At 74.4% G+C, this 20,680-nt stretch carries 12 protein-coding genes; 4 read left to right on the top strand and 8 right to left on the bottom strand.

All coding sequences use genetic code 11. From position 1 onward, the window contains the following. Positions 1 to 901 (top strand): hypothetical protein (locus ABD211_RS22540; RefSeq protein ID WP_344135393.1); only part of this gene is annotated, 901 nt, incomplete at its 5' end. Here ABD211_RS22540 and eccCa read toward each other — a convergent pair. Next, entirely contained in the window at positions 898 to 4,863 is a 3,966-nt protein-coding gene (gene eccCa, locus ABD211_RS22535; RefSeq protein WP_344135390.1) for a type VII secretion protein EccCa, read from the bottom strand. The genes ABD211_RS22540 and eccCa overlap by 4 nt on opposite strands. Before the next feature lie 175 nt (positions 4,864 to 5,038). On the opposite strand from eccCa, the gene eccD reads away from it, so the two are divergent. Next, positions 5,039 to 6,445, top strand: coding sequence for a type VII secretion integral membrane protein EccD (gene eccD, locus ABD211_RS22530; protein ID WP_344135387.1), 1,407 nt, complete (start codon positions 5,039 to 5,041; stop codon positions 6,443 to 6,445). Positions 6,446 to 6,453: 8 nt separating this feature from the next. Then, positions 6,454 to 7,869, top strand: a complete 1,416-nt coding sequence (gene eccB, locus ABD211_RS22525; protein ID WP_344135384.1) for a type VII secretion protein EccB — start codon at positions 6,454 to 6,456, stop codon at positions 7,867 to 7,869. 4 nt (positions 7,870 to 7,873) lie between these two features. Here the strand turns inward: eccB and ABD211_RS22520 are convergent, their stop codons facing one another. From ABD211_RS22520 to ABD211_RS22505, 4 genes are read right to left on the bottom strand one after another with little or no spacing between them, the layout of a single operon-like run. Beyond that, positions 7,874 to 9,079 (bottom strand): S8 family serine peptidase, encoded by a 1,206-nt coding sequence (locus ABD211_RS22520; RefSeq protein ID WP_344135381.1) that lies wholly within the window; start codon positions 9,077 to 9,079, stop codon positions 7,874 to 7,876. Continuing rightward, on the bottom strand, positions 9,076 to 9,639 hold the full coding sequence (locus ABD211_RS22515) for a hypothetical protein (RefSeq protein ID WP_344135379.1): 564 nt from the start codon (positions 9,637 to 9,639) through the stop codon (positions 9,076 to 9,078). Before ABD211_RS22515 ends, ABD211_RS22520 begins: the two co-directional genes overlap by 4 nt. Continuing rightward, entirely contained in the window at positions 9,636 to 9,857 is a 222-nt protein-coding gene (locus ABD211_RS22510; RefSeq protein ID WP_344135376.1) for a hypothetical protein, read from the bottom strand. The genes ABD211_RS22515 and ABD211_RS22510 overlap by 4 nt, the downstream gene beginning before the upstream one ends. A gap of 35 nt (positions 9,858 to 9,892) precedes the next feature. Beyond that, a complete protein-coding gene (locus ABD211_RS22505; protein WP_344135374.1) occupies positions 9,893 to 10,270 on the bottom strand; it encodes a hypothetical protein in 378 nt (125 codons plus the stop codon). A gap of 68 nt (positions 10,271 to 10,338) precedes the next feature. On the opposite strand from ABD211_RS22505, the gene ABD211_RS22500 reads away from it, so the two are divergent. Next, entirely contained in the window at positions 10,339 to 10,872 is a 534-nt protein-coding gene (locus tag ABD211_RS22500; protein ID WP_344135371.1) for a hypothetical protein, read from the top strand. A 127-nt stretch (positions 10,873 to 10,999) separates the two neighbouring features. On the opposite strand, the gene ABD211_RS22495 is transcribed toward ABD211_RS22500, so the two are convergent. Genes ABD211_RS22495 through ABD211_RS22485 form a run of 3 tightly spaced genes read right to left on the bottom strand, consistent with a single transcriptional unit; the run spans position 11,000 to position 20,489 of the window. Beyond that, on the bottom strand, positions 11,000 to 11,560 hold the full coding sequence (locus ABD211_RS22495; protein ID WP_344135368.1) for a hypothetical protein: 561 nt from the start codon (positions 11,558 to 11,560) through the stop codon (positions 11,000 to 11,002). A 49-nt stretch (positions 11,561 to 11,609) separates the two neighbouring features. Next, on the bottom strand, positions 11,610 to 11,966 hold the full coding sequence (locus ABD211_RS22490; RefSeq protein WP_344135365.1) for a hypothetical protein: 357 nt from the start codon (positions 11,964 to 11,966) through the stop codon (positions 11,610 to 11,612). 3 nt (positions 11,967 to 11,969) lie between these two features. Beyond that, positions 11,970 to 20,489, bottom strand: a complete 8,520-nt coding sequence (locus tag ABD211_RS22485; protein WP_344135362.1) for a glycosyltransferase — start codon at positions 20,487 to 20,489, stop codon at positions 11,970 to 11,972. Between the last annotated feature and the right edge of the window lie 191 nt (positions 20,490 to 20,680).

Here is a 20,680-nt window from a genome sequence, read left to right as displayed (position 1 = left end):
GGCCCCGCCCGCCGACACGACGAGCGCACAGCCCGCACTGGGCACACCCACCACTGTCGCTGCGGCCACGGGCACGGCCGTCGCGACGGCGGAGGGACGCGCCGTCGCCGCCCCACAGCGGCCCAGCGCGCTGCCCACCGGTGTGCCCGGCGGCCCGCCGCGCGGCGGCGACTTCGGCACACACGAGGCCGTCAACCAGGCCGGACGCCGCTCGCGGGCGCGTCACCTCACCCGGCTGCACATCGGCTACCACACCGCCAACGCGGCGGCGCTCGCTCAGCTGCGGCTGCCGAGCCCGCCGGTCGGGCTGGTGCTCGGCATGGACGCCGACCGCAACCCGGTGCCCATCGCGTTCTTCCGCCGACAGCCCACCCGCATCGCCGCCGTCGGCACGCCCTGGCTGGCGCAGCTGTTCGCCTTCCGGGCGCTGGGCCTGGGCGCGCGCGTCGTCATCGTCACCTCCGATCCGGCCGCGTGGCACGGCTTCGGCGAACGGGCGACCGGGCGGGGCGACCAGGTGGCCGTGCTCGCCAATGAGCAGCCGCTGGCGCTGACGGCGAGCTCCCGACAGCCGATGCTGCTCCTCTACGACCGAGGGTCCGTCGGCGCGAGCCTGCCCCAGCCGCTGGGCCCGTGGCAGACGCAGCTGACGCTGCTTCGCCGGTTGGAGCCCTCGGGCATCGCGCCGGTGCGCCAGAGCGACCTGACGGTGCTGCAGCGCGTCCGGCCGGCCGAGGCCGACCTGACCCGGGAGGCGCTCTTCCTGCCGGCACGCAGCCGCCAGCGGCTCGGCCACCTCGCCGACGACATGGTCAGCCTGGTCGGCGGCGGCCGCGAGCGCTACGTGTGGCTGGTGCAGACGGAAGCCGAGCGGGTCAACTGCCCCGCCGGCCGCGGCTAGCGCTCCGGCGGCGACGCCAGCTGCACCAGCCGGGCACCGTGACGCCGGGTGACGAACCAGGCGCGGCCCGGCGGCAGCGGCATCGGGCGGATGTTGCCGAACAGCGCGCCCTCCTCCTTGTTGCCGGACATCATGAGCCCCGGCGACGCCACCTCGCGGATGCGCGCGATCAGCGGGTCGAACAGCGCGCGGCCCGCGCCACCCATGCGACGGGTGATGACCAGGTGCAGGCCGATGTCGCGGGCCTGGCTGAGGTAGTCCAGCAGCGGCGAGAGCGGGTTGACGCTGCCGCCGGCGACGAGGTCGTAGTCGTCGACGAGGACGAACAGTTCGGGCCCGCGCCACCAGCTGCGGTTGCGCAGCTGGTCGGCGGTGACGTCGGGGCCGGGCAACCGCTCCTTCATCACGGTGGTGACCTGGTGGACCAGGTCGGCCGTGACCTGCGGCGAACTGCCGTACCCGATGAGGTGTTCGGTCTCGACGGTGCCGAGCAGACTGCGCCGCAGGTCGACCATGATGATGCGGGCCTGGCTGGGGTCGTACCCGCGCACGATGCCCTCGGCCACCACCTTGAGGAACGAGCTCTTGCCGGCCTCCACGTCGCCGAACAGCAGCGCGTGCGGGTCGCCGTTGAAGTCCAGGTGCACGGGCTGCAGGTCGGTCTCGGCGATGCCGATCGGCACCAGGCCCGGCCGCGGCGCCGGCAGCGCCGAGAACGGGAGCAGGGCGGGCAGCAGGCGCACGACCGGGGCGGCGGGCTGCTTCCAGTGCGCGGCGATGCCCCGCACCAGCTCGCTCACGGCGGCCGGCAGCGTCTCCACGTCGGCGCGTCCGTCCACCCGGGGCAGGCCGGTGAGGAAGTGCAGCGCGTCGTGGGTCAGGCCGCGCCCGGGCGCCTTCTCCGGGACGTTGAGGGCGGCCCGGCGGTTGATGAGCGAGTCGCTGGGGTCGCCGAGGCGCAGCTCGACCTTCGTGCCGAACATGTCGCGCACGGCGGCCCGCACATCCATCCAACGGTTCGCCGTGGCGATGAGGTGGATGCCGAAGCCCAGGCCCCGGTTGACCAGCTCGGCGAGCGCGGGCTCCAGGTCCTCGAACTCGTTGCGGATGGTGCCCCAGCCGTCCACGACGAGGAACACGTCGCCGTACGGGTCGTCGGCGAACTGGCCGTCGCGGCGCGCGCGCCGGTAGCTGGCCATGCCGTCGACGCCGGCGGCGGCGAACGCGGCCTCCCGCGCGGCGAGGACGCTGAGCACCTCGGCGACGGTGCGGCGGACCCGGTCGACATCGCGGCGGGCGGCGACACCGCCGACATGGGGCAGTTCGGACAGTGACGACAGGCCACCGCCGCCGAAGTCGAGGCAGTAGAACTGCGCCTCGCGCGGCGTGTGGGTCAGCGCGAGGCTGGTGATGAGCGTGCGCAGGAACGTGCTCTTGCCGCTCTGCTGGGCGCCCACGACGACCAGGTTGCCGGCCGCGCCGGACAGGTCGAGCCACATGGGCTCGCGTGCCTGGTCGAACGGCTTGTCGATGATGCCGACCACGCCGCTCATCCGGCCGTGCAGGGTCGTGTCCCCGGTGGTGACGCCACGCGTGGGCGACACCACGAGGCGGCCGAGCAGGCTGTCCAGCGACGGCGGGTCGGCCAGCGGTGGCAGCCACACCTGGTGCGCGGGCGGGCCCTGGCCCTCCATGCGCCGGACCAGCACCTCCATCACCGTGTCGCCGTGCACCTCCTCGGCCTCGTCGGGCTCGTGCGCAACGGCCGCGGGCTCGTCGCGCACGGCGGCCGCGACGTAGGAGGTGCTGTAGGCGCGGACCGGGTCGTTGGTGCCGCCGTCCTCGGCGAAGCCGGTGAATCCCCGCCGCAGCACCCCGGAGACGTAGGCGGCCTTGAACCGGGTGAGGCCCTCGGTGCCGGCCTTGAGGTAGCCGTTGCCCGGGCTGGACGGCAGCTCGTACGCGTCGGGAACGCCGAGCACCGCGCGGCTGTCCATGGACGAGAACGTCCGCAGACCGAGCCGGTAGGACAGGTGCGTCTCCAGGCCGCGCAGCCGGCCCTCCTCCAACCGCTGCGAGGCGAGCAGCAGGTGGATGCCCAGCGACCGGCCGACGCGGCCGATCTGGACGAACATCTCCACGAAGTCGGGGCGGGCCGACAGCAGCTCGCTGAACTCGTCCACGATGATCAGCAGGCTGGGCAGGGGTGCGAGCGGCACCCCGGCGGCCCGCGCCCGCTCGTAGTCGCGCTGCGACGCGTAGTTGCCGGCGCTGCGCAGCAGCTCCTGCCGGCGGGTCAGCTCGCCGGAGATGGCGCCGAGCATGCGGTCGACGAGCGACAGCTCGTCCTTGAGGTTGGTGATGACGGCGCTGGTGTGCGGCAGGCGGTCCAGTGTGGTGAACGTGGCGCCGCCCTTGAAGTCCACCAGCACGAAGTTGAGGATCTCGGAGCTGTGCGTGACGGCGAGGCCGATCACCAGGGTACGCAGCAGCTCCGACTTGCCGGAGCCGGTCGCGCCGACGAGCAGGCCGTGCGGGCCCATGCCCTCCTGCGCCGACTCCTTGAAGTCGAGCTCGACGGGCCGGCCGTCGGTCCCGACGCCGATCGGGATGCGCAGCCGGTCGCGGTTGGGCCGGCTGGCCCACAGCCGGGCCAGGTCGAACGTGTCCGGGTCGCCGAGTTCGAGCAGCTCGGCGAGGCCCAGGTCGATGCTGTCGGTGCTGCGCTCGGCCACCGACGCGGTGGACAGCCGCAGCGGCGCCAGCTCCCGGGCGAGGCCCTCGGCCTGCGGGATGCTCAGCGCGTCCGCCTTGCCCACCTTGGTGGTGCCGTCCATCGTGGTGCCGGAGACGATGGTGTCGGCGGCGATGTCGAGCACGACGGTGACCTCGTCCAGCAGCCGGGGCGGCTGGTGCGACAGGTCGAGCAGGGTCACGCCGGCGACGCCGCCGTCGGTCATGAGGTGGTCGGAGCCGGCGGTCGTGCCGCCGTCGACGACCACGATGACCTGCGGGCCGTGCGCCCCGCCCGCGCCGCCGGTGAACCGCGGCCGGTTGGCGAGCACGTCGTCGAGCATGGCCTCCAACGCGGTCACCGCGCCCGCGACGAGGCGGACCGGGCCGGACGCGTCGACCTTCGACGGGTGCTGGGCGTGCGGCAGCCACTTGGCCCACTCCCACTCGGCGCGCCGCTCGTCGCCCACGCAGAACGCGATGAGCAGGTCGTCGGGCGCGTGGAAGGTGGCCAGCTGCGCGAGGCTCGCGCGCACCAGCGCCCGGGCCCGATCCTGCGTCGGGTCGGCCTCGCGCAGGTAGACGTGCGCGAAATCGCGCAGCGCGATCGCCACCGGAAGATCGGGGACCACGGAGTACGTCGAGACGAACGTGCGCAGCGCGACCGCGCAGAGCGGCTCCAGCTCGTCCACCGGGCGGGTCTGCGGCGGGATGAGCGGGGTGGCGAGCTCCTGCGCGCCGAGCCCGATGCGGACCACGCCGAAGTCGTGGTCGCCGCGGCGGCGCTCCCACAGCCGCCCGCTGCTCGCCGTCGACCACAGCGCGCCCGGGTCGGGGTGGCGGTAGTGCACGCCGTCGCGCTGGTCCCGGATGGTGTTGCGGACCTGGGCGCGCAGTTGGCTGAGCCGGCGCATGTACTGCCGGCGGGCCTCGACCATCTCCCGCTTGTTCGGGCCGGACTGGCTGGTGATCATCATGCCGATCATCCCGAGGATCGAGACGCCGTACATGGCGCCGGCCACATAGGTCAGCGCGCTGCCCTTCTGGTTGGCGCCCATCATCATGCCCATCGCGGCCGCGCCGGCGGCCATCGGCAGGATCATCAGGAAGCGCGTCCAGCCCTTGCCGCCGGCCTGCGGGACCTCGGGCGGCGGGTCGAGCACCACCTCACCGGTCGGCATGGCCGGTGCCGGTCGCCGCGGTGGACGCGTGACCACCACTGACGTCATGCGCCCTCCCCCACGTGGTCCTTCACGGCGGCGCCCATCGTAGACCAGCCGGTCGTGCCGCGTGGCTACCGCATCGATGCGGCAGCCGCCATCGATGCGGCGCCCGCGTGTTAGGTTGAGCCCTCGCAGCCGCCGAGAGCACTGCGCACGCGTACGGTACGGGGAGGTAGCCGACGTGACGGCCCCGGGTTCGATCAGCCTGGCGAGGGTGACGGTCGCCGCTCCCCAGCGACGCATCGACGTCGCCCTGCCGGACGGTCTGGTCCTCGCTGAACTGCTCCCGCACCTGCTGCGGCACGCGGGCGAGGCCATGGCCGACGAGGGCGAGACGCACGGCGGCTGGGTGCTGCGCCGGGCCACCGGCACGACGCTCGACACGAGCCGCAGCCTCGCGGCGCAGGGCGTCCGCGACGGCGAGGTGCTGCATCTCGCGCCCGGCCGCCTCGACTGGCCCGAGTTCGCCTACGACGACGTCGTCGAGGTCATCGCGAGCGGCTCGCGGCGCAGCGGTCACACCTGGACCAACCAGGCGACCCGGCGCACCGGCTTCGCGGTGGCCGGCACCACGTTCGCGGTCGGCCTCGTGCAGGCCACCCTGTCGGGCCCGCCGTGGGGCGTGGCGACGGCGGTCTGTCTCGGCCTCGCCGGCCTGCTCGCCATCGTGGGCGTCCTCGTCTCGCGCGCGTTCGCCGACGCCCGCGCCGGCGCCGCGCTCGCCGGCTTCGGCCTGCCGTTCGCCTTCCTCGGCGGCCTGCTGCTCGCCGCGCCCGAGGGCGTGACACTGCTGCGCCTGGGCGCCCCGAACGTGCTGCTGGGTTCGGCCGCGCTGCTCGTCGCCAGCGTCGTGGGCTACATCGGCGCGGGCGCCGTGCACCGGGTGTTCATGGCCGGCATCGTCGCGGCGCTGATGGGCACGCTCGCGGCGACGTTCTCCCTGGCGGGCATGTCGGCGGCGGGCGCCGCGGCCATCGCGCTCACCGTCGTCGCCGGTCTGCTCCCGGGCTACCCGCTCTTCGCCACCTGGCTCGGCAAGCTGCCGGTGCCCCGGCTGCCGGACCGGGCGGAGGACATCCTGCGGGAGCGGCCGATGCCGGAGCGCTCGGCCGTGTTCGCCGCCGTGGCGCGCGCCTCCGAGCTGCTCGCCGGCATGCTGACCGGCGCCGCGGTCGTGACCGTCGCGGCGACGGTCGTGCTGGTGCGCACGGACTCGCTCGCGGCCCGGCTGCTCGCCTTCGCGGGCGCGGCCACGCTGCTGCTGCGCGCCCGCCTGTTCCCGGCGTACGCCCAGCGCGTGCCGCTCATCGTCGGCGGCGTGGCCGGCCTGGTCGTGCTGGTCGTGGGGGCGTCGGCGGTGGCCGAGACGACCCAGGCCCGGGTGCTCATCATGATCGGTGTGCTCATCACGGGCGCGGCGATCCTGCTCGCCGGCCTGGTCTACAGCCACGAGCGCCCGTCGCCGTACGTCGGACGGATCGGCGACATCGTGGACGTCCTCGTCATCATGGCGCTCATCCCGTTGGCCTGCGCGGCGACCGGGGTGTTCAGCGCCATCCAGGGGCTCTTCGCCTCGATGAGCGGGTGAGGTGACGCGTGGCGACCCGACGCGACCAGCTGCACTCCTACCAGTTCCTCACCCAACGGGTGATCTCCGCGTTCGTCATGCGCGAGACGGACCCGGCGCAGTCGCCGCTGCGCCGCGGCATCGGCGCCGCGTTCGCCGGCATCATGGTGGCCGTCATCGTGGGGGCCGGCTTCGGCATCTACGGGCTGCTCACCAACACCGGCAACGACGCGTGGCGCACCGACGGCTCGGTGGTGGTGGAGAAGGACACCGGCGCGACGTACGTGTACGCCGGCGGGGTGCTGCACCCGACGCTCAACTACACGTCCGCACTGCTCGCGGCGGGTCGACCGAACCCGACGGTGCACCGGGTCGCCACGAAGGCGCTGACCGGCGTGACCCGCGGCGTGACCGTCGGCATCGAGGGCGCGCCGGCGTCGCTGCCCAGGGCGGACAGCCGTGCGGGCCTGCCCTGGTCCGCCTGCACGGTGTCGGACACCAACCAGGCCGGCCAACCGGTGAGCCGGACGACGCTGCTCATCGCGGAGGCGCCGGCCGGGGCGCGCGAGCTGGGCGACGACGCCCTGCTCGTGGCGGACGCCAAGCTCGACACCACGTACCTGGTCTGGCACGGCCTGCGCTTCCCCATCGCCCAGTCCGGCACCACCGTGCCGGCGCTGTTCGGCGCCGTGGTGTCGACCACGCCGGTGAGCACGTCGTGGCTCAACACGCTGGCCCGGGGCGAGACCATCGGGCCGCTCACCATCGAGGGGCGCGGCAGCGCGTCGGCCGCCGTGCCCGACCACCGCGTCGGCGACCTGCTGGTCAGCCAGTCCGCGTCGGGTCCGCTGTTCTACCTGGTCTTCGCCGATGGGCTGGCCACCCTCACGCCGCTGCAGAAGGCGCTGGTGGTCGCGCAGAACCCGGGCGAGCCGGACGAGATCTCGGTGCAGCAGGCGTCGACCGCGCCGCGCAGCCGCAAACTGGGCACCCCCGCCGCCGAGGTGCGCCCGCCGGCCACCGTGCCGACGCTGGCGAACCGCAACCCGGCCGACCCGTTGTGCGCCGTCACGCGCGACGCCAAGGCCGCGCCCACCGTGTCGGTGGGCGGCACGGTGGCCGGGGCGCCGATCGGCGCGACCACGGGCACGGCCACGCGCGGCGCGGAGGCGGACGGCACGAGCCTGGCCGACCGGGTGCTCGCGCCGGCGGGCCGGGTGTCGCTGGTCCGCGCGGTGGCGAGCCCGACCGCCGGGACGGGGTCGTACTTCTTCGTGACCGATCTGGGCATCAAGTACGGGGTGCCCGGCGCGGACGTACTCCCGCTCCTGGGTTTTTCGGCGGACCTGGCGGTGAACGTGCCGAACAGCCTGGTGTCCCGGCTGCCCACCGGCCCGGTCCTCGACCCGGCCGTGGCCCGCTCCCCCGTCGGCGCGACGGACTGACGGGTCAGCGTTCCTCGAACAGCAGCACCGGTCCGGACGGCTCGAGGTCGGTCGCGCTCTCGTGCGGTGGCGCCGCCTCGGCGGCCCGCCAGCGCCGGCGCCGCCCGCGCGGCAGGGTCATCCCGAGCACGAGGGCGAGGAACGCGCCGACGGCCGCGATCGCCGTGCCCCACAGCGCGATCTCGCGGCTGCGCGCCCACGGGCCGCCGTCCGCCGGGGGCGGGACGGCCATCCCGGGCAGCGCGGCGGCCGGGCCGGGGGCCAGCTCCTCGGTGGTCGCGGCGTACGGGTTGATGAGGCCGTGGCCGTAGTAGGCCGCGCCGGCGGCGGGCGTGGCCGTGGCCTGCAGCAGCCGGCTCACGGCGGACACGGGCAGGTCGCGCTTGGCGCGCACGAGCGCGGCGGTCGCCCCGACGTACGCGGCGGCGAAGCCCGTGCCGGTGGCGCCGACGAGGTGCCCCTTGCCCGGGGCGAGGGTGACCAGCTCGACGCCGGGCGCCACGACGTCGACGTAGGTGCCGTGCTGGGACTTCCCCCACACCTCGGCGTTCGGCGCGATCGCGCCGACCCCCAGCACCCCCTCGTACGACGCGGGGTACGGCGTGCGGTTGTCGTCGTCGCCGAGGTCGCCGACGGCGGCCACGACGAGGACCGAGGCGTCCAGCGCCCGGGCGACGGCCTCGCGCAGCTCCTTGCGGTCGGTGTAGACGGCCGTGGGGATGACGATGACCCCGGCGCCGTGCGTGGCCGCCCAGTCGACGCCCCGGGCGAGCACCACGGGATCGGCGGGGACGACGCTGTAGCCGGAGTCGTCGATCACCTTGACCGGCATGATGGTCGCGCCCGGGGCCACGCCGGCCACACCGGTGCCGCCGGCGGCCTGCGCCGCGATGATCCCGGCGAGGGCCGTGCCGCGCCCGAGGCAGTCGCTGTCGGCGCCGTTCTTCCTGGTCACCGCGTTATAGCCGGCGTCGACGTGGCCGGCGAGCTGCGGGTGCCGGCGGTCGACGCCGGTGTCGAGCACGGCGACGGTGACGCCGGCGCCGCGCGCGAACGGGGCCACCCGCTCGGTGCCGAGCAGTTGCTCCGCCCACGGTTTCTGCGCGTACGTGGTGCCGGGCTTGGCGCAGGTCACCGCCGCGGCGGCGGGCGTGACGGGCAGCAGGGCGGCGAGCAGCGCGGCCGCGCACCACAGGGCGAGCCGGGTCACCGGAGCCGGTCCAGGGCGGAGAGGTAGGCGTCACGGACGGTGCGCAACCGGTTGACCGCGAAGCGGCCGGGGTCGCGGCGGTGGACCGTGCGGCCGCGTTCGGTGAAGAACGCGGCGTCGGGCACGGCGGTCTCGCCGGCCGGCACGAACTTGAGCACCTCGTCCATGGCGGCGAGAGCGATGGTGAGCGACTCGCGCCGCTCGGCGAGCTCGTCGCCGTCGGACGCGTCGCCGACCGAGCTGGCGGACTGGGCGCAGATGTCGGCGACGAGCAGCCAGTCACCGGGGTCGAGCAGCAGCGACGGCTCGTCGCCGCCGAACGTGACGGGCGCGCCGGGCGCCGGCGTCACCGGCCGCTCCGGCAGGGCGAAGTACGCCTCGCGGTCGCGGCCGCAGTCGCCGCAGGCCCCGAAGTAGCGCCGGGTGACGGTGCCGTCGACCTCGGCGAGCGCGCTGCGCCAGGCGACCTCGGTGGCCCCGCAGTCGTCGCAGCCGTGCAGGTCGAGGAAGAGGTGGGCCTCGTCGCGGGTGCGGGCGGACGGGTGCACGGTCGGGCTCAATCCAGGTACCGTCCTGTCTCGGGATCCTGGCCGAGGATGCGGCGTACTCCCTGGATGAATTCTCGCTGCTGCTCCGTGGTGGGCCAGCGGACCGACGGGTCGACCTCGGCGCCCGGCTCGATGAACTCGACGTCGTCGAGGCCGTGCCGGGCCTTCCACTCGGCCCGCCAGGCGGTGATGGCGAGGTTCTGCCGGTCGCGCTCGCTGCTGGTGGTCATGGCGTCCTCCCCGTGCCGGCACCGATCCTAACGGCCTACAGATCGTCGAGTTGGACCGTGAGTTGGCAGGACTGGAACCCGTCCTTGCGCGCGACCTCCTTGCCGCCGACGAAGATGACGCAGGTCAGCGTCAGCTTGGTGTCGAGGCCGGGGGCCAGCGAGTGGGCGCTGATGGCGGCGGTGTCGACGTTCTCACCGAGGGTGACCTCCTCGGACCAGTTCACCGTGCCGGCGGAGATCGTGTCCTTGGTCATGCCGGCGGCCCCGACGTACTCCAGGGCGATCGTGCCGGCGGCCTCACCGCCACTGACCTGGTAGATCACCTTCATGGGGTCGTGACCCGCGGTGCATCCGGCCGTCGCGGCGATGACCGCGCCCAGCGCGCCGACCGTGACGATCTTCCTCATCCACATGAGACGCTCCTCCCCACGGTGATCCTAGTGGCCCCCGGCCAGGGCGGCCGGCCCGGTACGGTGGGCGCATGCTGCTCGCCCGGTCCGCGCCCGAGTGCCGCCTCTACATCTCGCTGCACCCCTGCTCCTGCGACGAGACGAGCCTGCCGGTCCGGCACACCCTGCGCACGTCGGGCGACGACCTGCTCGCCGTCTACCAGGGCGAATGCCCACGCTGCGGCCTGCCGCGCCAGTTCGCCTTCGTGCTCGACCCGGCCACGCCGCCACCGCCGCCGGCCTTCGGCGGCGCGGCGCCGTCGCGCATCGTCTGCCCAGGACAGTTCGCGATCGCCGCGGACAACGCGGCCCGCGCGACGCCGCTGAGCCCCGCGGGCCTCACCCCCACCCAGCGGGAGTACGGGCACGACGCGCTCGCCTACGCCGTCGCCGCCCAGGAAGAGGTTCTCAAGTTCGTCCCCGAGGGCGCGGACGCGGTGCCGGAGTCGGCGTTCACATCGCCCGAGGGCGCCCGGCTGTATGCCGGGGACCCGGGCCGGTTCCGCCGCGCCCGCCTGGTCGCGGTCGCCGACGCCTACCGCTCGGCGCTCGCGCAATACTCCTGAGACACCCCACCGCATCCAGGATCCCGTTACTGTCCGGCTGACCCGCGCCGGGATTCGGGTTATGGCGCCATGGGCCTCGAATCCGGCCCTGAACTCCAGCGCTATGGCGCCAAAGCCACGCCGTTTGTCACGGGCGGTCGCCGAACGACAGCCACGCCTTGAACCGGTACGACGTTACGTCGATCATCACGGGGCCGCTCCCGCCGGTCACCGCCCAGTTCCGGTCGACGTCGAAGTCGGGGTGGAAGACCGGATCGCCGGCCGGGTCGACCCGGCCGGGATCGATCGCCTCCCGCCACGCGGCGGCGTTGAGTGCCGTCAGGTCGAGGCCGAGCCGGTCGGCGACCTCGGCCGACCGGTACCCACGGTCGTCGTAGTAGTCGCCGTGCCGCGGCATGCTTGCGACCCACGCCAGCACCTCGGCCGGGTACCCGTAGTGGGCGTAGAAGTCGTCGAGGTCGTGGAACTCGCCGGCGCGGGCCGCGAGGCTTTCCGCGAGTGCCGGGTCGCCGGTCGGGAACGGGTAGCCGGGCCGCTCCGTGACGAACGGCCGCCGACTGATCCGGGTCAGGTCCAGGGGGCCGTGGGCGCCGGCCGCCGGCCCGTCCGTCACGATCGCGTAGATCTCGCGCCGGTCGGAGTCGCGCTGCACGAACCGGCACACATCCACGCTGAGGTCACCTGACACCCCGGCACAGTACCCCGACCTACGCCCATCCGGCCCGTGGGGCCGATCGTCAGTCGCGACCGCGGGAGTTCATCGCGGTGATCAGCGCGCCCAGGGCGTTGCGCAGCGCGGTCGCCGGCAGGCGCACGTCGCGGAACTGCCCGTACTTGTCGGTGATCTCGACGTCGTCGGGGGTGACCTGTGCGACCGTGGCCGCGACGACGTTGAGGGTGAATCCGACACCCTCCGTCGCGATCTTCTCGTCCCAGATCCTCAGGAAGTCCTCGACGCTCCAGGCCCGGGTGCCGAAGCCGACGATGAGCGTCTCCACCGCGATGGACACGTTGGCCTCGCAGGGCGGGGCGCACCGCGCCTCCCACACCTCGCCGTCGTAGACGAACTCCCAGGCAGTGTCGGCCGTGACCACGAATCAACCACCCCTGGGGAAGAACGTCTCCGGCACCCCGTCGCGGAGATAACCGGCCAAGGCTACACCTCGGTACGTACCGGTCACGAAGGTTCCGCCGCGCCGGTAGGTGCCGTGCTCGAACAGGTACTCGCCGGCGAGCCGGATGTCGTGCTCCGTCCAGCCCTCCGGGAAGAACGTGTGGCCGATCGAGTCCTTGGCGATCGGGTTCCACGATTCGTCCAGGTGACCGACGACGCCGCGGACGGTCGCCGACCCGTCGGCGTTCACGACGATCTCGCCCCGGATGAACCGGTCGGGCGGATAGTGCGCGGGGTCCGGCCCGGGATGCAGGTGCCAGCCGCCGAACTCGCCCTGCGCGTTCACGTCGCCGTGCAGGACGTGGTTCATCGTGGGCGGCGGGATCTCGACCGCGGGGGCCGCGGGCACCGGCAGAGCCGGATCCCGGCTCTCGGCGGCGTGCGACGCCTCGGCCGCCACCTCGCGGCGCGACGCCGGTTCCAGCGGGCGCTCCGCGTCGAAGTGGTCGGGAATGCTGGACCGGCGCGACTCGGCGGCCGCCTCCCGGACGTCGGCGACGTCGCGGCCCTCGTGGATCGCCTCGATCCTGGCGATCAGCTCGCGGGCGGCGTTGCCGGCCGAGTACCGCTGGTTGAGGTAGTCGCGCAGTTCCACTGCCCGCCCGCGCTCGGCGGTCAGCCCTTCGATCGACCGTCGCGTCGCCTCGACCCAGTCGTTGAGCCGCGCCTGGTTGACTTCTTCGACCACACGCCTGGCCGTCGCCGCGGACAGCTCGCCGTCCGGCCCGGCAGCCCGATCCAACGCGCGGGTCAGCGCCTCGACGGTCACCCCGTCGTGCACCACGGCGGCCTCGCCGAGCCGCCCCGGGACGAAGGCCCGGTCGCCGAAGAACATGCCCGCGCCCGTCCCCTCGCCGACGAGCACCGGCACGCCCGCGCGGGCCGCCTCGCTGGCCGCGAGCCCGAAGCCCTCGTGGATGGACGGCATGAGGACCAGGTCCGCGTCGTAGAGGTCGCGCAGCAGCTGGCCCCGGTCGGAGACGAACTCCACGACCGTGAGCACGTCGGCCGCGTCGGCCCAGCGCTCCCGGACGCCGGCCAGCTCGTCGTGCGGCACGCCGCGCGCGGTGACGTGCGCGGGGATGCCCTGCGCCTGCAGCTCGCGGGCCACCTTGATGAGGAAGTCCACGCCCTTGAGGTCGTCGTTGGCCCGGCCCTGGAAGAGCAGCTCGAAGACGTCGCGGTCGGCTGGCCGCGCGTGCGGTTCGCCGGGTGACCGGATCATGTCCGAGATGATGGTGTGGACGGGCGGCGGGTTGCCGGGGTTCGCCTCGGCGCTCAACCGCCCCGCCTCGTGCGCGAGCAGCGCGCCGACGCCGGCGACAAGGTCCGCCCCGGCCATGAGCTTGCGCTCCGTCGCCGCGTGTTCGAGACCCTCGCCGACCTTGCCGCGCAGCGCGTCGAGCACCTCCGGCGCGGTGTGCAGCACGTGCACGTACTTCGCGCCGGGGTAGACGTGCTCGGCCAGCCACTTGGCGGCGCCGCCGCCGAAGCGGGAGTTGCCGACGATCACGTCCACGTGGGCGGGCAGGCCCTCCAGCAGCAACGGGAGGGCCCGGTTGTCCGGTGTGCCGTCCGCGCGGTGCACGCCCCACACCGGCTCGACGCCGCTGACCGTGATGTTCTCGCCCGGCGCGAAGCGCAGCACGCCGGGCCGCGCCGGATCGACCACGCCGACGCGGCCGTGCACCGTCACGCCCGCGTTGCCGAAGGCCTCGGTCATGTCCCGGTTCGCCGTGGCCACGCCGCCGCGCGTCGAGATGTACTCGTCGCACACGGTCATGACGCGCATCCCGTCGCCGGCGGGCGGCTCGGCGCCGGCGCGCCGGAGCACGACCTCGCGCGGGTTGAGCTCGCGCGCGAACGCCTCGCCGGAGACGCGGGGCGTGTCGGGCCGCTGCCGCGCGATGACGTCGTGCAGCTCGCGGGCGACCACGTCGGGGCCGCGCGTGCCGGTGAGGTGCTCGCGGAGCACGAGCGCACGCCCGCGCTCGATGTCGGGGTGGCGCCACACCTCGGCGGCCCGGTCGGCCCAGGCCCGGGCGTCGAACCCACCGCCGCCGTCACGGCCGATCACCGAGCCCTCGGCCAGGTGCGCGGGCACGCGGCCGCCGTCGCGGAGCAGGACACCAGGCCCGGTGCGCCCGTCGGCGATGACGGGTACGCCGTGCTCGAGGGCGGCGAAGCCGCCGTCGTGCCCGGCCCGCTCCGGCATGAGCACCAGGTCGGCGCCGTGCAGCAGGTCGGTCAGCTCCTCCGCGTCGCGCGGCGGGCGCTGGACCCGCACCTCGACGCCGGCGACGTCGCGCAGCTCGCGGGCGAGCGTGGCCGCGTCGCCCGACGTGGTCACGGTGAGCCGGACCTCGCCGAGGCCCCGGCCGCTCAGCTCCCGCGCGACCTGGGCCGCTTCGGTCAGCGACGTCGGGTTGCCGTCGTGGACGAGCAGCTCGAAGGGCTCGCGCGGGCCGCGCGGCGGCGGCGTGGGCCGCGCCTCGAACGCGGGCGGGATCTCGACGACCTCGGGCCGGTGCGCGCCACCGAGGGTGTCGAGCTGGGCCCGCACGGCCTCCGCGACGTCGTGGTCGCGCGCCACGATCACATCGGCGCGGGACAGCACCTCGATCTGGCCGGGCTGCGTGGGCGGCCGGTCCACCACCTGCACCAGCGTCGCCTCGGGGTAGAGCTGCTTGTGCCGGTCGGCGACGCCGGCGGTCATCTCGTGACCCACCATCACGTCCACCTCGGCGGGCAGCCGGTCCGTGCGCAGCAGCGGCGCCAGCTCGGAGACGGTGCCGGGGACCGGCTCGGCCCCGACGACCCGCACGCCGGGCGCGACCGTCGCGTCGGGTGCCCCGGGCTGGCGCAGCACGGCCTCGTCGCCCACCCGGCCGAGCAGCGCGGACAGGTCGCGCAGGCCGCTGGTACCGCCGCGCGGCGGGCCCTCGAAGCCGACCATCCGCAGCCGGTCCGTGGGCGCCATCTCGGCGTCGAAGAAGTCCGGTTGGAGCTCGCCGTCGCGCCGGGCGGCCGCGTAGTGCGTGGCCTGCACCGCGCTGGCGACGTACCCGCCGTCGAAGTTGCCGCCCTCCGGCGGCGCGTCCCGGCCGCTGGAGGCGATCGCGTGGGCGGTGTCGCGGGCCTGCCACACGGCCGCGTCGTTGCCGGAGACCGGGTGGGTCAGCGGATCCGTGCCGGCGCGGGCGAAGAACGGCTCGCCGCCCATCGGATAGAACCGCGACGCCGCGCCGGTCACGTCGATGGTGTGCGGGCCGACGGTGAGCCGGTAGCCGAGGTACTGGCCGGCGTTGTCGAACAGCAGGGACGATTTGATGGTGGTGGGGTCCGTCTTGACGGCCAGGTCCACGAGGCGGCTCGCGGCGGGCGGCACACCGTTGCGGGAGCCGAGGGAGGCGATGAGGCCGTCGCCCTCCGCGTACACCCGGCCGGTCTCGTCGACGACCCGGTACCGGTACGAGCCGTCGGGTTGGGTCACCCGCTCGATGTGGTCGATGAACCGGTCGAACTCGATCCGCAGCCGGTCGTGGGGGCCCCGCCAGCCGCCGCTCGGCGACGGGGTGCTCGCCTCGGCCGGGCGGGCCGGGTTGTAGCCGCCGTCGTAGGCGTCGCGGACCTGGCGCCACTGGGTGTTCTCCGCGAGGCCCTCGGTGGGGCCGCGGCCCAGCATGACGAACCGGTGCGGCTCCGCCGCGCCCTCGGTGAGGCGCAGCATGTTCTCCACCGCGCTGATGCCCGTGCCGCCGGTGCCGGCGATGACCCAGTCGCGGGCGGCGGACGGGTCCACGCCGCTGCGCAGGTTCGCCTCGTCGCCGAAGACGACGCGCGTGGGGTCGTCGAGGCGCATCTGGTGCCACTCGCCGGCCCGCTGCAGCGACGAGACGGCGCGCGCGGGCAGCGGGTCGGTCGCGATCCCGTGCCGGGCCAGCACGTCGAGCGCGGGCCGGGCGTTCGCCGCGTCCGTCCAGTTGAGCGCGTCGATCTCGGCCTTCGCCGCCGCGGCGGCCGGGCGCGGATCGGCGGCCAGCGCCTTGGAGATCCCCGCGAAGGAGCCGCGCAGGCCCAGCTCCCGGTGCACGCCGGGGATCGCCTCGGGCGGGAAGCCGGTGGAGATGACCGGGACGCCCTCCACCTCGACGGTGATCCGCTCGCCGCGCTGGGGGATGATGTCGAGCAGCAGCCGGTCGCCGTCGACGCGCAGCTCGGCGCGCCCGTTCACCACCGGCCCGGCGGCGGCGATCGTGTCCTCCCAGTACCGCACCGCGTCGAGCGGCACCCGGCCGCCCGGGTCGGGCACGAGCCGGGTCGAGCCGTCGGGGCCGATGATCTCGCGGACCGCGAACTGGTACGGGTCGCCGAGGCCGGTGCGGCTGAGGTTGCGCAGCTGGTCGGCGGTCTGCGCCACGTGCGTGCCGTTGTCGGCCTGCCAGCGCAGGCGCTCGTCGACGACCAGCGCGTGCGGGTCGCGCCCGGCCGCCGAGGCGCCCGCCCCGATCTGCGCCTGCACCTTCACGTACTCCCCGGGGGGAAGGTCGGCCGCGCGGGCGTGCAGGTCCGCCAGGGTCCGGTCGCTGCGCAGGTCCCGCGCGGCGGTGGCCGCGTCCGCGACGCGGGCCAGCTCGTCGGGGCCGACGAGGCGCCCGTTGTCGATGATGGGCCGCTCGATCGCCGGTTCCAGCCGCGCGGCCCGCGCCTCCATGGCCCGTTGGTCGGCCTCGGCCCGCTCGCGGATCGAGGTCAGCTCCGCGCGTTCGGCGGGCGTCATCGAGGCCGGATCGCGGCCGGCCACCTCCAGCAGCCGCTCGACCTGCGCCCGGTGGGCCGGTGACAGTCCTTCGAGGACCAGTTGCCGGCGGGCCTCCGCTCCCGGCTCGCCGGCGCGCAGCCCCAGGTGGTCGACGAGCGCCATGCTCTCGCGCACCACGCGGTCGTGCGGCGTCGGGGACGCGGGCAGGTCGCGACCGAGAACGCGCAGCTCCTGCACCCGGCCGGCGTCGTGCGGGCTGAGCCGGGCGCCGTCGGGCACCCCACCTGCGCGCAGCACGTCGGGCTGGTACGCCGGCTCGCCGGCGGCGTAGCGCGCCCGGTCGGCGACGATCTCGCCGAGTTCGTGCGCCATGGCGCGCTCGACGTGCACGAGGCCGAGCTGGTCGGAGATCTGGACGACGTACTCGCCGCGGTGGTTCGGGCCGCCCTTGTCGTGGTTGAGCGTCGTCTCGGCGGCCGCGTCCACGCGCAGCCACTGGGTCTCGACCCGGACCGTGAACGCCTCACCGCCCCGCTCGATCCGGTACAGCACGCCGGCGCGCCGGGTGTCGAGGCGTTCGACGCGCACGTCGCCGAGGCCCTCGGCGGCGCGTTCCATGAGCTCCGGCGTGACCGACCTGATCAGGTCGGCGCGGTGCTCCGGGGTGGGCAGCTCGTGGCGGCCGTGATAGTCGCCGCCGGGCACGCGCAGCGAGTTGATCGTGCCGTCGAGGTAGTGCTCCGACCGGGGGTGCAGCGGCCCGATCTCGCTGACGAGTTTGATGCCCCTCCAGTCGCTGCCCATCAGCACACGCTTGCCGAGCCACGTGCCGGTGCTCTCGTGCTGACCGTTCCAGCCGGCGTTGGAGATCTCGATGGGCCGCGGGAAGCGGGGGTCCTCGATCCGCAGCCGGGACCGGCTCAGCAGGTCCTCGCCGGCGGCGTACTCGTGGGCGAGCCGGTCGGCGATGACCGACCGGTCGGTGGTCTGGTAGCGCTCGGCGAGGCGGCCGATGTCGGCGGTCAGGTCGTTGACCGACGCGATGTCCTCGCGCAGCGCCGCCATCTCGCGGCGCACGGCGGACATGACCGCGTCCGCGCGGTGCTGCGAGCCGGGCGCCCAGTCGAAGCCGGCGCGGGCCCACGCGTACCCGCCGACGGACAGCGATGCGTGGATCTCGATGTGCCGCAGCCCCGACTCGACGTACCACGCCTCGACGTACTCGTTGAACCTGGTCGCGAAGCCCCTGCCCTGCAACGCGTCCGGCACCCGGAAGCCCACGTGGTCGGCGATGAGCTGGCCGTCGTGACCGCGGAAGAACCGGTAGGTGATGACGTTGTAGGAATGCCCGCTCTCGGGGTGGCTGATGTCGACACGGATCGTGATGGAGTTGGCGTCGACGGAGATCGAGTGTTCCCGGGCGAGGTCGAGATGCAGCCGCACGCCGGCGAACTCGCGCCCGTCGAACAGGCGGGCGACCTCCGCGCGGATGGTGTCCCGCCAGGCGTCGGCCTCGCGCTGGTTGCTCGGGATCAGCTCGTCCATGCTGGGCCGGCGACCCTCGTGGTGCCACGGCGGGTCGGACCAGATCTCGTCGTGGGTCGACACGTCGCGTTCGCGCGACGCCTCGACGGGGTGCTGTTCGCGGGCGGCCGCCGGCTCGTGGACGGTCACGCTCTCATGCGGGGAGTACGTCCGGCGGCCGATGACGTTCGCGTCCCGCCCGAGGGTGCGGTCCTCGTGGGGCACCGGTTCGAGGCGTTCGGTCGGGTGGCCGAGGCGGGCCAGGTCGCGGTCGACGCCGGCGATGTCGCGCCGCAACTGCTCCCGCTCGGCGTGCACCGGCTCCTGCCGCAGCTCGCGCAGGAGCAGGTTGCGCTCGTTGAGGCGGGCGTTGACGTCCGGCCTGCCCTCGGGCATCGGCGGGCGGGTCGCCTGCTCGACGCCCAGCATCCGGCTGAGCCGGTCCATCGCCCGGCGGACGACGCCCTCCTGGGTGGGCCGGTGCGCGGCGGCGGCGTGCTCGTGCATCGTCTCAGTGATCGAGTTGACCCAGACCCGGCCCAGTTCGGCCGCGTCGATCCGGTCGCTGACCCGGATGACGTGCGGCTCGTTGGCCGGGTCGACGCTGCGTGTCGTCTCGGCCACGTTGGTCATGTCGTGCCCGACCTCGACCCGGAACGTGTGGTCGCCCGCGTACCGCGTCATGACGTGCACGACGTCGCCCTCGGAGTGGACCCCGATGATCTGGCGGTCGCCGAAGTCGCGGACGCTGACGCGGTTGATCCCCTCGACGACCTCGCGGGCCGTGGCGTCGGCCTGGCTCGCCGGGCGGCCGTCGGGCACCGCGCGCGTGCCCTCGATCGGCTCGTTGGCGCGGGTCAGCTCGTCGCGGCCCGCAGGGGGGCGACCGATCTCGGCGTCCACCCGCTCCTGCGCGACCGACCGTTCGAAGCCCTCCGGACGCGGCGCGGCCCGTTCGCCCGCGTTCTCGAACGGCAGGCGGGCCTGGTCATGGGCGAGGCGGCCCAGGTCGACACCGTGCTCGGCCGCGGTGCGGGTGGTGATGGGGCCGCGCAGCGTGCCGACCGCCGGGTCGGTCTCGTGGTAGCGCTCGGCGATCGCCTGCCGGGCCCGGTCCACGATGACCTCCGGGGCGAGGCGCGGTTCGCCCACGACCAGCTCCGGGCCGACCAGCTGGCGCTCGTGCGGCTGCATGTACTGGTCAAGGATCTTCTCGACGATCTGCCGGGGCGTGTACTCGGCCAGTTCGCGGTAGCCGTCGGAGTGCGGCAGCCGCAGGTCGCCGGAGAGGTCGCCCCGGGAGCCGTGACCGGCGAGCCCGCGCAGGAACTCCTGCTGCACGGAGAACGCCTCGAACTCGCGCTCGAACTTCAGCCGCGCCCGGACCAGGTCGCGGACGTCGTGCGGGCGACCCTCCACGGCGTCGTGCACCAGCATCGAGTTGGGCTGCAGGCTGTGCGTGCTCTCGTGCACGACGGTGGCGGCCACGGCGCTCAGCGACCGCGGCTCACCGGACAGCGTGTGCGCCGCGATGTACGTGTGCCCGGTGACCGAGTAGAAGCCGCCCCGGGCCGAGCCCGCGATGAACCCCTGCGCGACGGCGTACTGCTCGGGCGTCAGCAGGTGCTTCGCGGCCTGGAGATCCTTGGGGATGGCGCTGGCGAGCGTGCGCTGCGTGTGCGCCTGGAACTCCGGGCCCAGCACGTCGCCGATCTTCGCGACGGCGATCGCCTGGTCCATCACGTGGAACCGGTGGGTGGCCGGGTCGATCGTGACCTCGCGGACGGCCATCTCCACCGAGTTGAGCGGGTCGACGCCGTGCAGGTCGCGCCAGCCCGGGTCGGCGGGCTCGCCGCCGCGCTCGAAGTTGCGCCAGTCGGCGTACCGGTCGCTGTACCTGTTGACCGCCTCGCTGAGCTCGCGCACCCCGGCGACCAGCTCGGTGACGTCGCCGGTCTCGCGGGCGCGGGCCACCATCGCGTCGAGCCGGTCGGCCACCTCGGCGACCCGCTCCAGGTCGCGGATGCGCTCGGCGACCACGTGCTCGGGGTACGTGGCGCTCAACCTGTCCCGCGCGCTCGCCACCAGGTCGCGCACGTCGGCGGTCAGCTCGCTCGCGGACCGGTGCGACCGGGAGAAGTTGGTGCTGCGGGCCAACTCGGCGTCGACGTGCGGCGCGAGGGGAAGGGGCTCGCCGTCGCGCCCTTGCCCGTCGCGCCCTTGCCCGTCGCGGCCTTCACCGTCGCGGCCTTGGGCGTCGCGGCCTTGGGCGTCGCGGCCTTGGGCGTCGCGGCCCTGTCCGTCCCGGGTGCCGGCCTCGGCGCTCGGGTCGCGGGCCGCGTTCTCGC

Source organism: Luedemannella flava (assembly GCF_039528515.1).
GTDB classification, from domain to species: domain Bacteria; phylum Actinomycetota; class Actinomycetes; order Mycobacteriales; family Micromonosporaceae; genus Luedemannella; species Luedemannella flava.
This window is presented reverse-complemented; position numbering and strand designations above follow the sequence as displayed.